Below are 14,131 nucleotides of genomic sequence, written 5' to 3' on the forward strand. Positions count from 1 at the left end.
CCGTTGTACGGCGGACTACGGCCGGGGCCCGATCACAGCGTGCTCCAGTCGTGGTCCGGATAGCGGTGCACCGGCGCGACCGGTCGCCTCAGACCGTGAGGCCCTTGCTGCGCAGCCAGCCCATCGGGCCGATCGGGTCGCCGCCGCCGGGGCGCACCTCGAGGTGCAGGTGCGGACCGGTGACGTTGCCCGTGGCGCCGACGCGGCCGATGGTGTCACCGGTGCTGACCTTGCCGGAGGTGACGATCATCGAGGAGAGGTGGCAGTACCAGAGCTCGGTGCCGTCGTCGAGGGTCAGGATGATGCGGTAGCCGTACGAACCGGCCCAGCCCGCCTCGGTGATGGTGCCGCTGTGGATGGCCTTGACCGGGGTGCCGGTCGGGGCGGCGAAGTCCTGGCCGGTGTGGGTGTTGGCCCACAGCGAGCTGGACTCGCCGAACCCGGCGGTCAGCGTGTACGAGGAGACCGGCTTGACGAAGCTCTTGGCGAGCTCGGCCAGGCGCTCGGCCTCCAGCTTCTTCGCTGCCTCCGCCGCGGCCTTCTTCTTGGCGGCGGCCTCGGCCCGCACCCGCTCCTGCGCGGCGGACTTGGCGGCCTTGGCCGAGGCTTCCTGCTGCGCGGCGGTCCTCGCGGCCTTGTCGGCGGCGTTCCGCTGCTGCTGGGCCTGGTCGAGGATGCGGTTGCGCAGCGCCTCGCCCGCGTCGGGGCTCAGGGCCTCGGCGACGGGCTTGGCCTCGGGGGCGCTGTCGTCCTCGACGAGCGCGCCGATGCCGGGCAGCTGGGACGCGTCGGGCAGGTGCGGGAGGGAGACCGGGAGCGGGTTCTTGCCCTCGGCGGTGGCGACCCCGCCGACGCCGAGCACGGCCACGGCCGCGACGCCGAAGACGGCCGAACCGCGGCCCAGGGAGCGCTGCTTGGCGACGCGGTGGCGGCCGCGCAGGGGGCCGGCGGACTCCTCGGAGGGGTCCCACGGCTCGGCGTCCGGGCCCTCGTAGGGCGCGGCCTCGATGTCGCGGGTGTTCCCGAAGGCGTCGAAGGCCTCGATGTCCTCGTGGCGCGGCTGGGCGGGGGCGGCGGGCTCGTAGGCCTCGTGCGCAGTGGCCTCGTACGTCTCGTGCCGGGCGGGCTCGTAGACCTCGTGCCCGGCGGTCTCGTGCTGCGCGACGGTGGCGTCGGCGACGGCGCCTGCGTCCTGGGAGGCTGTCGCCTCGGCCGCGGCGAGCCAGCCGGCGGCCATGTTCCACTGCCCGGTGTCCCAGCCGTCGATCGCGTTCTTCGTCGGCGGTGCCTGCTCGGCTGCCGGGGGATTCCAGCCGGCGGCGATGTTCCACTCGGCGGTGTCCCACTCGGAGTACGCGGTCGCGGACCCCTGTTGCTGTCCGGGTATCAGGGCAGGCTCGTTCGACGCCACGCGGGCGCGCTCCTTTCCTTCCTTCTCGCCTACCGGGTTAGCTGACGGGTTCGGAGCAGGAAGGTCTCCTACGAGGACCTCGGAAGGCCCCCGATTCACCCCAGGAAGTGGTTCCCCGGTTCCCGCGGACGGGATTCGGCAAGCGCACGGCGCCGCCCTGACGGCGGCGGGACGACCGCGCTGCGTTATCGAACGTTAATAGAGGCGCCCGCCAATTCCAAGCCACTCAAGCGAGTTCATGACGGGAATCTATGGGGATGGACAGGACGGAACCGGACATTGCGCCGTGACTGCCGTGACCTACGGGAAATGTGAGTGTGCATCAGTCGTTATGCGGAAGGGAGTGCCGCGCTCACGGGCAGTGATGGTCACCCCGGACCCCGGCCGCCGAGCGCGCGCCCCAGACGGCCGTCCAGACGCTCTGCCGTGGCGTCGGTGGAGCGGTGCGCCGCGAGCATTCCGTGCACCTCACGCTGCAGGACCCGGGTGAACGTGACGTAGTGCGCGGTCGCCGGACGGGCCCTGGCGGCCTGCAGCGCGCACCACAGCAGGGTCGTGTACCCGGGGGTCGCGGCGGCGGGTGAGGGGGAGGGCTCGGAGCCGCGGCCCGCGGGGCGGTCGTAGAACCAGGCGCGGGGGTCGTGAGGATCGTCACAGTTGACATCCCCGGCTCCGTATGCTGAGCGCCGCGCGGGGGCGAAACCCGCTCTGAGCAGGGCATGTTGGGCGCTGCGTCCGGTCAGGAAGCGGATCAGGTCCGCTGCGTCGCCGGGGCGGTCGCTGGTGGCCGCGACGCCCAGGCTCTGCCCGCCGAGGGCGGCGACGCCGGGGAGCCGGGCCACGCCGAAGCGGACGCCGGGGGCGAGCGCGGCGTCCAGCCGGTTGTAGGCGTACGGCCAGTTGCGCATCAGCACGCTCTGCCCCTCGGTGAACTGGGCGAGGGTGACCGACTCGTCGGCCTCCAGGGACTCCGGGTTGAGGTTGTTGGCGGCGCCCAGCCGGCCGAGCTCGTCCAGGCCCTCGCGCAGCCCGTCCTCGGTGCCGGTGTAGCGGCCGTCGCCGTCGACGAGTTCGACGCCCGCGGTCCAGAAGGTCTCCAGGGTGTTGACCGTCAGGCCCTCGTACGCGCGCAGTTGGGTGGTGTAGGCGGCGTGGCCGAGCGGGCGGACGTCGGCGAGGAGGTCGCCGATCTTGGCGTAGCCGCGCAGGTCGGCGGGGCGGCGGCCGGCCTTGGCGAGGTCGTCGGTGCGGTAGTAGAGCAGTCCGACGTCGGTGTTGAAGGGCACCGCGTACGTGCGGCCCTTCCAGCGGCCGGCGTCCGCCGCCTGGCGCAGGAAGTCCCCCTCGACGAGGGCGGGGGCGAGCGGTCGCAGCAGGCCGCTGTCGGCGAACTCGGGGATCCAGCTGATGTCGAGGTTGACCACGTCGTACGCCGCGGTGCCGGACTGGAAGGCGCCGATCAGTTCGCTGCGCTGCTCGTCGGAGGCCGAGGGGAGCTCGACGAGCCGGGCCTGCCGGTCCGGGTTGGCCCGGTTCCACTCGTCGACCAGGGCGCGGCGGACGCCGGGTCGCCCGCCGGCGGTGAGGTCGGCGTCGCTGGCGACGATCAGCGGCCGGGAGCGGTCGGGCCCCGGGGCCGGCGTGGGGCGGAGACCTCCGCAGGCGGCGGCGAGGGCGGTGGCCAGCAGGAGCACGACGCCCAGTGCGCGCCGGCGCCGGCAGCGCGCGGCTCCCCCGGGCCTCGTGACCCGTATGACCCCGGTGGACCCGGTGACCCTCACGGCCGTCATGACCCTCCCGAGGTGAGGCGGGTGATGGTCTCCGCGACCCGGTTCGGCAGGTCCTGCGTGGCGGCCAGGCACGCCCCGCCCCCCTCGGTCACCGCCTTGTTGAAGCGCAGCGAGCAGCCGTAGCTCTCCAGCGAGACGACCAGCACGGGGACGTCCACGGTGGGCGGCTCCTCGCGGGCGCTGTCCTCGTCGTCGGTGATGAGGACGATCAGGGTCCCGGGGGAGTCCGCGAGGGCGCGCGACCACTGGCGCAGGGCGGCGGCCACGGGGGCGTCCCGCTCGACCGGTGCCAGCGCCCGGATCGCGGCGTCCCTCGCGGCGGCGTCGTTGGGTCCCAGCGGCAGGAGGGTGCGGCCGGGCACCGCGGCGATGCCGTACCGGTAGCCGGAGGCGCGGGCCAGCACGGAGCGCACGACGGGGACGTTGGCACCGGAGTAGGAGGAACTGGAGACGTCGACGGCGAAGAGGACGTCGCGGCGGGTGCCCGCGGCCTCGCCGTGGTCCCGCAGCGCGGCCTCGATGTCCTTCCGGGTCGGCGGCCGGCCGCCCGCCCGCGGGTCGGCGACGAAGATCGCGCTGTCCAGCGGGGTGCCGCCGGCCTCGGCCGTCCCGCTGACGTCCGTACGGAAGCCCTGCGCGGCCAGCGCCCGCTGCCCCGGGCGGGAGCCGAGCCATGCGGCGAGCCGGTGCACGGCCTCGGCGCGGTCGGCGCGGTCGGCCCGGCCGGTCTCCCAGCTCACCGGTACGAGGGTGAGGTCGAGGGGCGGCACGTCGGAGGGGTAGTAGGCGGTGTAGGGGTCCGACTGGTCGCCCAGGCAGGGCGGATGGGACTCCAGGGCCGGGGTGACGAGGGCGGCCAGGGTGGACTCCGCGGTGAGCAGGGCCTGTTGGATGCCGCGCCGCTCGACCAGCCAGGTGCGGGCCGAGCAGGCCAGGGCCCGGTCGTCCGCCGGGGGCACGGCGTCGGTGGTGATCCGGGTGCCGGGTGCCAGGTGCAGCAGCTGGTCGAGGGCGGCGTCCGAGGAGTGCGGTTCCGCGCTGCGGACGACCACGTCCTGCGCGTGGGCGGCGTCGACGAGTTGCTGCGCGGTGCTGCCGGTGCGCGCGACGCCCTCCAGCGAGGTGGTCGCGGCGACGACGGCCGGGGAGTGCGCGAGGGTGACCGGCCGGCCGAGGGCGACGACGCTCTCGGGGCGGCGGGTCTCGGCCTGGACCTGGGTGAGGGCGGTGCCGGCCGCCGGTATCCACACGTCGGGGTGCGGTCCGACGTCCCGCAGCGGCATCGCGCACTCCCCGGCGTCCTCGTCCTCGCAGGCGCGTTCCGGCTCGGCCCAGGCGGCGGAGGCGCGGAAGGCGGCGATGGTGCGGTCGGTGGGCGCCGCGTAGACGGTGGTGTTGATCTGGCCGCAGCCTTCGGGCCGGCCGCCGAGCGAGGCGGTGGGGCCGGCGTCCTCGCTGTCCTGGAAGGCGTCCAGCACGGAGGTGAGCGCGGCGCGCGTCTCCGGAGAGGTGAGCACCCGCAGTTCGAGGGGTGCGGGGCACAGCGGTGCCGGGCGGTGCGCCCACGTCCAGCCGGTGACGCCGCCCGCGAGCAGGGCCAGGGCGGCGCCGATGCCGACCGCCCGGTGCCAGAGCGGCTGGTGGGGGCCCGCCGTCCACGTCCAGGTGAAGCCGGCGTACTGGGCGAGCCGGCGCAGCGGCGCGAGCCAGCGGGTCCCGCGGGCGGGCCGCGGGGTGAGCCGGGCCTGCGACAGGACGGTGTCGCCGGCGCTGTTGCTGGAGCGCTCGGTCGGGAACCAGGGGTCGTAGTCCGCGCGCTCGTCGAGGGTGGCCGCGTACTCGGCGGCCAGTTCGTGCAGCCGGACCCCGAGGCGCTGCACGGTGACCGGGTCGTACGGGTCGGTGCCCTCGGTCAGCACCCGGATCAGGGCTCCGGTGAAGGGCGTCGGGTCGATGCCGTCGCCCTTGTGGATGCGCGAGCCGACGGCCGAGGAGGTGATCAGGGAGAACGGCCGCTCGGGCAGCGGCACCAGTCCGGCGTTGCCGGAGTAGCAGCAGTCCAGGACGAGGACGACGCGCTCGGCGCGCGAGGAGGCGAGCAGCCGCAGCAGGTCGCGGTACGGGATGCCGTCGAGGCGGGCGCCGTCCTTGGTGGACTCCCGGGTCATCAGGTACAGCTCGGGTTCCCCGCTGCCCAGGTCGACGTACCCGTGCCCGGTGAAGTGGACCAGCAGCAGGTCCTGGGCCTGGGCGGCGGCGGTGCCGATCAGCCGCAGCGCGCGGTCGCGGGTGCGCGGCTCGTCGAGGGTCTCCACGGTGCGCGGGATGAACCGGCCGAGCCCGCCGGAGACGAGCGCGGCGCGCAGCCGGGCCACGTTGGCCCTGGCGGAGGGGATGTTGGAGAAGTCACGGGCGTGCTCGTACTGGGACACCCCGATCAGGACCGCCCGCGACCGGGACGCGAACGGTTCGTACGGCATGCCCGCCGGACCTCCCCAGGGCCGTCTTCCTCCGGATCTAGTTCTCCAGCGTCTGGCGGATGCGGGCCGCCATCGCCTCCAGCTCGCCGCGTGTCAGGGCGTCCCTGGCGGTGAGGACGCACTCCACGTCCCCCGCGCGGACGGTGACACTGAGCGAGTCGCCGGGCTGGTTGCGCAGGTGGTTGCGCAGGGCGCGGAACAGCGTGAGCGCGGTGGCCTGCAGGGTCTCCTGGAGGATCATCAGGATCAGGTCGTAGGCGACGCCCATGCTCTCGTCGGCTGGCCGCTCCCTGCGGACGACCAGCGGCGCCAGCTCCTCGTCGGCCCGCAGCCAGACCTCCAGTCTGCTCAGGTCCTCCGCCGCGTCCTTGCCGCCCTCCAGCTCGATGGTCACGTACGTGTCCATGACGCCTCCCCTCATTCCCAGCCTACGCTGACGTACCGTCATTCACACGGCTCGTGCACGGAGTTGTGTGTACCGGACAGGAATTCGCGGCGGCGCGGGCGCGCCCGACGTGCCCTACCCCGGCGGCGGCCCGGTGCGGCATGATGCCCGAGTACCCCCCGTACGGGGGATTCGCCCGATCTTGGAGGCCGCCATGAAGCTGGGCAGGGCACTGGCGAACGGCTACGCGGAGGAGACGGACGAGGAGCTCGCGGGCATGGAGCGGCTCGTGGACGAGGAGGCGGCCCCCGGGGACCGCGCCCCGGACACCGTCGAGGTCCGCGCGGCGGGGCCCGCCGAGGCCGCGGCACGGTGAGGCTCGGCCGCCGGCTGCCCGAGGAACGGCCGGCGGTGCCCCCGACGGGGTACAAGCTGGCCTTCCCGCTGCTGGCGCACGACGGCGCCCGCGTGGGCTTCCGGGGCGTGTCGCTGGGCGGGCGGATCGTGTACGGCGCCCTCGGCGACGCCGTGTGCGGCTACGGGCGGCGGCACCGCAGCCCGGCGCGCGGCTGCGACTGCGGCTTCTACTGCCTGCACACGGCCGCCGAGGCGCAGGCCCTGACCTGCGCGACGGACTGCCGGGACGCGGTGGTGCTGCAGGTGAGCGTGCTGGGCGCGTACACCCGGTACGAGCGCGGCACGCGCTACGCCCGGCAGCGGGTGCGCTCCGTGCGCATGGGCGCCTGCCGCTGCGGGCGGGCCGCCCGGGTCTTCGTGCGCGACGGCACCGGGCTGCCGGGCTGGCACGGGCTGACGGCGGTCTGCCGGCGCTGCGCGGCGGGGCTGTGGGTGCTGCGGCCGGCGGATTTCGCGCGGCTGGCCGGCCCCTGGGTGAACGTGACCGGGGAACCGCCCGCACCGGGCGCCGCCGGGCCGCGGCTGCCGGGGCACGAAGACGCGGGGCATGGGCGGCCGCCGCGGGAGGATGCGCGGCGCGACGAGCCGCTGCGCGAGGAACTGCTCGCGGAGGCGGACCGGCTCAGGCGGCTGCTGGACCGCTTCCAGGAGCGGCTGGAACGGCTGGACGGCCTGGAGGAGAGCCCTCCCGCCGGGTAGCCGCGGGCACCCCCGACCGGGCGGCCGCGGACCCCTCCGGCCCCGTCGCCGCCGGCCCCTCCGGCCGCGCCGGGCCGCCCCATGATCGGCCGCCCATACTGGAACACATGGAGCACAACGCCGAGCTCAGGGACTTCCTGCGGGCCCGCAGGAACCGGCTGAGCCCGCAGGACGCCGGCATCACCGTCACCGGTGCGCCGCGCCGTGTGCCGGGGTTGCGGCGGGAGGAGCTGGCGCGGCTGGCCGGGGTGAGCACCGATTACTACACCCGTTTGGAGCAGGGCAGGCACCTGAATGTCTCGGAGGCGGTGCTGGACGCCGTCGCCCGGGCCCTGCGGCTGGACGCCGCCGAGCGCGCCCACCTCTTCGAGCTGGCGCGGCACCGCACCCCGCCCCGCCGCAGGCCGCTGCGGCCGCAACGGGTGCGCCCTGAGGTCTACCGCGTGCTGGACCTGCTGGGCGACCGCACCCCCGTCCTCGTCGTCGGCCGCCGCACCGACGTACTGGCCGCGAACCGGCTGGCCCGCACGCTGCTCACCGACTTCGACGCGCTGCCGCTGCGCGACCGCAACCTCGCCCGCTTCATGTTCCTCGACGACGCGGCCCGCGACCTGCACCGGGAGTGGGACAAGCACGCCGCCGAGACGGTCGCCGCCCTGCGGCTGGACGCGGCGCGCCACCCGGACGACCCGGGGCTGACCGAGCTGGTCGGCGAGCTGACCATCAAGAGCGCCGAGTTCCGGGCCTGGTGGGCCGACCACAACGTGCGGCAGAGGTCGCACGGGGTGAAGCTCTACCACCACCCCGTCGTCGGCGACCTCACCCTGTCGTACGAGCACGTGCTCTTCGCCGGCGACGGCGACCAGTTGGTGTGCATCCACACCGCCGAGCCCGGCTCCACCTCGGAGGCGGCCCTGCAGCTGCTGGCCGCCTGGACCGGATCCGACACGCCCGCCAGCGGCTTCCCCGACCCGGAGCCCGACCCCCGGTGACGCCGCGAGGGCGGCACCGGCGTCGCGCCGGTGCCGCCCTCGTCGGGGGTGCGTGCCTCAGCAGCCGTCCGGCTTGATGCGGACGATCTGCGGGTCGTGGTCGCTCGCCTGGTCGGCGAACTCCGCGTTGATGTGCACCACGTCGTAGTCGAAGCGGCGCAGCGCCGGGCTGAGCAGGATGTGGTCCAGCGACTGCGAGTTGCCCTCGTAGACGTAGGTGTAGCGCTCCGACTGCGGCAGCGTCGTCAGCAGGTCCTTCAGCACGCCGCCCGAGGTGAGGGTGGACACCGTGCCGGAGAACTCGTAGTCGTTGAGGTCGCCGAGGACCACGACGTTGGCGTCGCGGTCGGCCGCGAGCAGCGACTTCACGAAGGTGTTGACCTCGGTGGCCTGCAGCTTCCGCTGGGTCTCGGAGCTGCGCACCGGCTGCTGGTTCACGCTGTGCAGCGGCTGGTCGCCGCCCTTGGAGTTGAAGTGGTTGGCGATGACGAAGACCGGCTTGCCGTGGAAGCGGAACTCGCCGACCAGCGGCTTGCGGCTGGCGTTCCACGCCTCGCTGCCCGGGTTGATCCGGCCGGGGGAGACCGACAGCTCGGCGCCCTTGCGGGTCTTGACCGCCTTGACCGCGGTGGTGGCGTCGCCGCCGGCGCGGTCGGTGAACTGCACGCGGTGCGGGTCGAAGAGGAAGACCTGGCGGATGTTGCCGCCGGGCTCGCCGCCGTCGGTGTCGTTCGTCGGGTCGACCGAGCGCCAGCTGTAGCGGGGGCCGCCGGCCGCGACGATGGCGTCCGTGAACTTCCGCAGGGTTTGGCCGGCGGTGACGGTGCCGTCGTCGGTGGCGCCGTTGTCGTCCTGGATCTCCTCCAGCGCCACGATGTCGGGCGAGGAGAGGTTGGTGACGACGCCGTCGGCGAGCCGCGCGAACTTGTCGGCCGGGTCGGTGGGGTCGAGGTTCTCCACGTTGTACGTGGCGACCGCCAGCTCGCCGCCCTTCTGCCTGCGGGTCACCTCGCGCTTGAGGCCCTTGTCCACCAGCGATCCGAGCTGCGTGGCCTGGAGGTTGTAGCCGCCGAAGCCGTCGTAGTCGATCGGGCCGGTGGTGGTGCCGGTCAGCTCGTCACCGACGTCGGCGGTCGGGACGTCGACGCCCGCGCCGATCGACATGACCTTGATGCGGCCGGTGTTGGGCTGGGCGTACGAGCCGTAGACCGTGCCGCCGCGCCGGGTGGGGTTCTCGGCGGGCTTCACCGTCACCCAGACCTCGTGGAACGCGGTCGTGCCGCCGACGACGCGGGCCTTGGTGAACCGCGCCAGCTCGCCCTCGTGGGCCTCGTAGAAGTCCAGCGCGTAGCGGGCCGGGTCGAGCGCCAGGCCCTCGATGCTGCCGCCGCCGGCGTCCGGCGCGTAAGCGGCCGGGACGGTGGACGCGTCCAGCGTGACGGGGGCGGGCAGGGCGTTGCCGGCCGAGAGCACGGTGGTGGTCGGGCCGGTGACCTCGGTGACCGACTGGCTGCCGGTGCTCGGGTAGTACTCGGAGACCTTGCCGGTCACCAGCACCTTGTCGCCGACGGCGACGGTGGGCGTGACGGAGCCGGTGTAGACGAACACGGCCTCGCTGGTGCGGGCGTCGGCGTCGGCCTCCGGATCCTGGATCCAGTAGCCCTTGGAACCGGTGGTGCGCACGCCGGTGACGATGCCGGGGACCCGCGTGACGGTCTGGCCCTTGAGCGGGGAGACCCGGGTGGTGCCCTGGATGTCGTGGACGCGGGTGGTGCCGGGCTCGGTCGGCTCGGGGTCGGGATCCGGGTCCGTGGTGCCGCCGCCCGGGGTCTGGCCGGCGGCGTTGACCGGGGTCGGCGCGCCGGCGGTGAGGTCGGCGGCGTTGTCGTCGGTGTCGGCCAGGGACGCGCCGCGGGCGACGGAGGCGGTGTTGCTCGCGCCGGCGACGGGGCCGCTGCCCTCGCGCACGACCGCGCTGCCGAAGCCGACGAGGTCGACCACGCGCGGGTCGGCCGCGCAGTCCGCGGCGGTGATGCAGGTGAGCGGCGTGGTGCCGTTGACCAGGGCGATGGTGCCGCTGGTCGCGCTCATCGCGATGGAGCCACTGGCGTCGGCGGCGGGCAGCGGCGTGGTGCCGCCGGTCCCGGCGGACTCCGACACGAGGTAGCGGCCGCCGGGGGCGATCGCACCGGTCAGCGCGGTCGCCTGCCACTTGGAGGCGGCGGACGGCGTACCGGGCAGGTACTGCACGCTGTAGCCGGCCAGGTCGTACGCGGCCGAACCGGCGTTCGCGAGCTCCACGAAGTCGTTGGTCAGCGTCGCGCCGGAGTTGCCGCCGCCGCCGTACACCTCGGCGACGACCGCCCCGCTGGAGGGGGTCGCGTGGGCGGCGGGCAGCCCGGTCAGGACGACGGACGCGGCGATTCCGGTCGATATGAGCGCGAGCGCCGCGGCGCGGTTGCGGTGTCGGCTCGGTCTGGCGATCGGCACGAGGGTTTCTCCTATCGGGTCCAACAACCCGTCGACGACGGGCAGCGCACGGCGGACCGGCTCAAGTTACGCGCGTAGAAAGACACATGACAAGGGCAATGAGGTTAATTCTGCGAGTTCGCCCTGGCGTGACCACGACACGCGAGCCCGCGGCGGACCCCCCGTGCACCGGCACCGCCGGCCGGGGGGTGTCCCGCCACGCCCCCTCATCTCGCCTGGGTGCGTGTCGGCCCGTGGGCGTCGGCCGCCGTCGGCGGAGGAGACGGGCCCGGGGGCACCCCGCAACCGGCCGCCACCGTTCGGGCGACCCCCCGATGGGTCACCCGGCGCGCCGGGACGGGCCGGGGTTGCCACATTGGTGACGTCCCGTCAGTACCGGTCGCCCCACCTCATCCCGCGGAGCCCGACGTGCGCCCACCCCTCGGACGGCCCGGCCGCCGCCACCGGCCGCCCCTCGCCGCGGCCCTGCTGGCGGCGGCCGCCGTCCTGCTCACCCCGGCCCCGGGCACCGCCGCCCCGGCGGCCCCCGTCACCGGATGCGCCCCGGTCGCCTACGCCGGCAGCGGCAAGCCCGGCCGCGGCGGCGACGGGGCCGCCGCCACCACGGCCGCCCTGCGCGACCCGGCCGGACTCGCCACCGACAGCTCGGGCCGCCTCTACATCGCCGACTCCGGCAACCGCGCCGTCCGCCGCGTCACGGCGGGCAAGGCCGGCGCCGCCCCCGTCATCTCGACCTTCGCGACCACCGACTTCGCCCCGTACGGCCTCGCGGTCGGCCGCGACGGCACGGTCTACGTCTCCGGCGAGGGCAAAGTCGTCTCCGTACGCGCCGACGGGCACGGCACCACCACGCTGCTCGCCGAGGCCGGCCGGCACGACGCCGTGGCTGTCGGCGGCGACCGCTCCGTGTACGTCTCGGGCGGCCCGGCCGGCGGACTGCGGCGGATCCCACCCGGCGGCAAGGCCCCGGTCCGCCACTTCCCCGGCGCCACCGTCGGCGCCCTGACCGCCGACCGCGCCGGCGACGTCTACGCCGTCGTCGACGGCCGCGTCCGGCGCATCGACCACGACGGCCGGGCCACCCCCGTACCCGGCGCCGCCCGGCTCGCCCCCGGCGACGTCCACGGACTCGTGGTCACGGAGGACGGCTCCCTCCTCTACCCCCCGCCGCGCGCCCGCTCCTCCGGGGCCACCCCCCTGAAGCGCCCGTGGGGCACCGCCCTCGCCCCCGGCGGACGGCTCTACGTCTCCGACCGCGCCGCGCACCGCGTCTACGTCGTCGCCCGGCCGGTCCTCGTACCGGGGCGGCTCCGCGTCACGTCCGGCCCGCACGGCCACGCCACCGGGGACGTCCTCAAGGACGTCACCGGGAACGGGACGGCCGTCACCGCCCACACCGAACCCGCGCGGGGCGTCCTCGTCCAGCAGGCCAACGGCCTCTTCTCCTACACCCCGCACGAGGACTTCTCCGGCACCGACGCGTTCACCGCGACCATCACCGACGCCTGCCGGAACGCGACGACCCGCACCGTCCTGGTGCGGGTCGTCGCCAAGCCCCTGCCGCGCGCCGGCTGACGCGCGGCCCCGTCAGCCGCGTGCCTCGGCCACGGCCGCGCCGAGGGCCTCCTTGATGCGCGGGCCCAGCCGGGCGAAGCCCAGCTCCTTCATCGCGGCACGCAGCAGTTCGTCGTCCGACCGCTTCTCGCCGTCGCCGTCGATCCACCGCACCAGCGCGGTCAGTTCCTCCGCCGAGTACGCCGTCACGGCCTTCCCCGGCGTGACCGCCGGCCTCTCCGGCCGCCCCTCGGGCTCGGGCTCGGACCCCGCGGCGGGTGCGTCAGCCTCCGCCACCGGCTCGGCCTGGGCGGGAGCGGCTTCGGCCGGGGCCTCGGCCTCGGCCTCTACGGCCGGTTCCTGCACGGGCTCCGCGACGTGAACCTCCTCGGCCTCGACCGGGGCCTCCGCGGAGGGCTCCTCCGGCGCCACGACCGACTCGGCCTCGACGACCGCGGCCTCGACAACCGGCTCCGGCTCGGCAGCAGGTGCGGCAGCCTCAGCCACCGGCTCCGCCTCAGCGGGAACGGCCTCGGCCTCGACCGGGACCTCCGCCTCGACAACCGGCTCGGACTCCGCGGCAGGTGCGGCAACCTCAGCCACCACAGCCTCCGCCTCAGCGGGAGCAGCCTCGGCCTCAACGGCGGGTTCCTGCACCGGCTCCGCGACGGGAACCTCCTCGGCAACCGCCTCTGCGACCGGCTCAGACTCGACCGGGGCCTCCGCCTCGACAACCGGCTCCGGCTCCGGCTCCGGCTCCGCCTCAGCAGCAGGTGCGGCAACCTCAGCCAGCACAGCCTCCGCCTCAGCAGGAACGGCCTCGGCCGCAGGCTCCTCCGGCTCCACGACCGGCTCGGGCTCGACGGCTTCCGCCTCGACCGCGGACTCCGCTTCCGGCTCCGCGTCCCCCTCCGCCGTCGTGCGCGGCTCGGGGACGACCGGGGTCTCCGCGACCGGGGCCTCCGGGGTCTCCGCCTCGCCCAGCAGCGCGACGACCTCGGCCGTGTCCGCCCGGCGCTCCGTCAGCTCCGCGAGCACCGCGCCGAGGCCCTGCTCCTCCAGCCGGGCCCTGGTGGCCTTGAGGTTGGGCAGCCGGTACAGCGTGCCCTCGTCCGCGGCGAGGCGGTCGAGGAGCTCCGCGAGCTCGGCGAAGGGGAGGGTGTCCAGCGCGGCCTCGGGCCGCAGGAGGCGGCCCAGTTCGGTGAGCCCGGTGCCGGCGGCCTCGGCGGCGCGGGAAGCGTCGTCGAGGAAGTCCGCGTCGGTGGGGACGGCCGGACGGCCGGTGCCGCCGAGGGCGGCCCAGTCGTTGCGCTCGACGGCCGCGGAGGCCAGGGCGGTGTGCACGGCGTCGCGCCGCGGCCGTCCGGTGGCCAGCCCGCGGACGCGTCCGCGCAGCGACCGGCGGCGCAGCCAGGTGACCTTCACGCCGCGGTCCCGGCGCCATGCGCCGCTCGCGGTGGCGGCGACGTACTCGTCCAGCTCGCCCTCGGCCACGTCGTACACGTCGGCGTTCAGCGTGCGCAGCGTCAGCCGTACCCGCAGCAGCAGGGACACGGCCCGGCCGCTCTCGGCCACCGTGCGGGGGGCGTCGATGCCCAGGGCCTCGGCCTCCTCCAGGCGGAGCGCGGTGGCGCGCAGCGCGGGCAGGTCACGGCCGCGCAGTTCCGCGAGGACGGTGGAGGCGGCGCGGGCCTCCTCGGGGCCGGCGACGGTGTCCGCGGCGGCGTACCAGGCATGGGTGTCGGTCGTCAGCGTGAAGCCGCCGAGCTCCGCGTAGGCGCGCAGGTCGTCGCGCGCCTCCGCGGGGAGGGAGGCGATGTCGGCGGTGCTGTGCAAGGAGGGTGCGGTCATATGAGGTCCGGTTCCTGGCAAGTGCGGTGGGCGTCGGCGGCGTACGCGCGGCGGAGCGGCCC

Annotated in this window: 10 protein-coding genes and 1 riboswitch; of the genes, 4 read left to right on the forward strand and 6 right to left on the reverse strand. The window is 75.1% G+C overall.

Features of this window, described 5'->3' with window-relative positions; translation table 11 throughout:
* Positions 1–88: 88 nt before the first annotated feature.
* The 4 genes from ABZ479_RS26420 to ABZ479_RS26435 form a co-directional block, all read right to left on the reverse strand.
* Positions 89–1,009: a M23 family metallopeptidase gene (locus ABZ479_RS26420; RefSeq protein ID WP_500463943.1), complete on the reverse strand. Its 921-nt coding sequence runs from the start codon at positions 1,007–1,009 to the stop codon at positions 89–91.
* A 413-nt stretch (positions 1,010–1,422) separates the two neighbouring features.
* Positions 1,423–1,562: riboswitch (cyclic di-AMP (ydaO/yuaA leader) on the reverse strand.
* A 217-nt stretch (positions 1,563–1,779) separates the two neighbouring features.
* On the reverse strand, positions 1,780–3,201 hold the full coding sequence (locus ABZ479_RS26425) for an extracellular solute-binding protein (RefSeq protein WP_500463867.1): 1,422 nt from the start codon (positions 3,199–3,201) through the stop codon (positions 1,780–1,782).
* On the reverse strand, positions 3,198–5,681 hold the full coding sequence (locus tag ABZ479_RS26430; protein ID WP_500463868.1) for a caspase, EACC1-associated type: 2,484 nt from the start codon (positions 5,679–5,681) through the stop codon (positions 3,198–3,200). Before ABZ479_RS26430 ends, ABZ479_RS26425 begins: the two co-directional genes overlap by 4 nt.
* A gap of 37 nt (positions 5,682–5,718) precedes the next feature.
* Positions 5,719–6,087 carry an effector-associated constant component EACC1 gene (locus tag ABZ479_RS26435; protein WP_500463869.1) on the reverse strand — a complete coding sequence of 123 codons (369 nt, stop codon included), beginning with the start codon at positions 6,085–6,087 and terminating at the stop codon, positions 5,719–5,721.
* A 193-nt stretch (positions 6,088–6,280) separates the two neighbouring features.
* On the opposite strand from ABZ479_RS26435, the gene ABZ479_RS26440 reads away from it, so the two are divergent.
* The 3 genes from ABZ479_RS26440 (at position 6,281) to ABZ479_RS26450 (ending at position 8,174) form a co-directional block, all read left to right on the forward strand.
* Positions 6,281–6,442, forward strand: a complete 162-nt coding sequence (locus tag ABZ479_RS26440) for a hypothetical protein (protein WP_500463870.1) — start codon at positions 6,281–6,283, stop codon at positions 6,440–6,442.
* A gap of 35 nt (positions 6,443–6,477) precedes the next feature.
* Positions 6,478–7,182: a hypothetical protein gene (locus tag ABZ479_RS26445; protein ID WP_500463871.1), complete on the forward strand. Its 705-nt coding sequence runs from the start codon at positions 6,478–6,480 to the stop codon at positions 7,180–7,182.
* Between the two features lie 107 nt (positions 7,183–7,289).
* A complete protein-coding gene (locus tag ABZ479_RS26450) occupies positions 7,290–8,174 on the forward strand; it encodes a helix-turn-helix transcriptional regulator (protein ID WP_500463872.1) in 885 nt (294 codons plus the stop codon).
* Positions 8,175–8,231: 57 nt separating this feature from the next.
* Here the strand turns inward: ABZ479_RS26450 and ABZ479_RS26455 are convergent, their stop codons facing one another.
* Entirely contained in the window at positions 8,232–10,610 is a 2,379-nt protein-coding gene (locus ABZ479_RS26455) for a DUF8508 domain-containing protein (protein WP_500463944.1), read from the reverse strand.
* Between the two features lie 462 nt (positions 10,611–11,072).
* On the opposite strand from ABZ479_RS26455, the gene ABZ479_RS26460 reads away from it, so the two are divergent.
* A complete protein-coding gene (locus tag ABZ479_RS26460; protein WP_500463873.1) occupies positions 11,073–12,239 on the forward strand; it encodes an Ig-like domain-containing protein in 1,167 nt (388 codons plus the stop codon).
* 12 nt (positions 12,240–12,251) lie between these two features.
* Here the strand turns inward: ABZ479_RS26460 and ABZ479_RS26465 are convergent, their stop codons facing one another.
* On the reverse strand, positions 12,252–14,069 hold the full coding sequence (locus ABZ479_RS26465) for a hypothetical protein (protein WP_500463874.1): 1,818 nt from the start codon (positions 14,067–14,069) through the stop codon (positions 12,252–12,254).
* Positions 14,070–14,131: the final 62 nt, after the last annotated feature.

Source organism: Streptomyces sp. NPDC005722 (genome assembly GCF_040630935.1).
In the GTDB taxonomy this organism is placed as follows: domain Bacteria; phylum Actinomycetota; class Actinomycetes; order Streptomycetales; family Streptomycetaceae; genus Actinacidiphila.

Bases quoted from the DNA above. Each gene is read 5' to 3' on its own strand.
- ABZ479_RS26465 (WP_500463874.1), bottom strand. From the start codon at position 14,069: ATGACCGCACCCTCCTTGCACAGCACCGCCGACATCGCCTCCCTCCCC.
- ABZ479_RS26450 (WP_500463872.1), top strand. From the start codon at position 7,290: ATGGAGCACAACGCCGAGCTCAGGGACTTCCTGCGGGCCCGCAGGAAC.
- ABZ479_RS26435 (WP_500463869.1), bottom strand. From the start codon at position 6,087: ATGGACACGTACGTGACCATCGAGCTGGAGGGCGGCAAGGACGCGGCG.
- ABZ479_RS26425 (WP_500463867.1), bottom strand. From the start codon at position 3,201: ATGACGGCCGTGAGGGTCACCGGGTCCACCGGGGTCATACGGGTCACG.
- ABZ479_RS26430 (WP_500463868.1), bottom strand. From the start codon at position 5,681: ATGCCGTACGAACCGTTCGCGTCCCGGTCGCGGGCGGTCCTGATCGGG.
- ABZ479_RS26440 (WP_500463870.1), top strand. From the start codon at position 6,281: ATGAAGCTGGGCAGGGCACTGGCGAACGGCTACGCGGAGGAGACGGAC.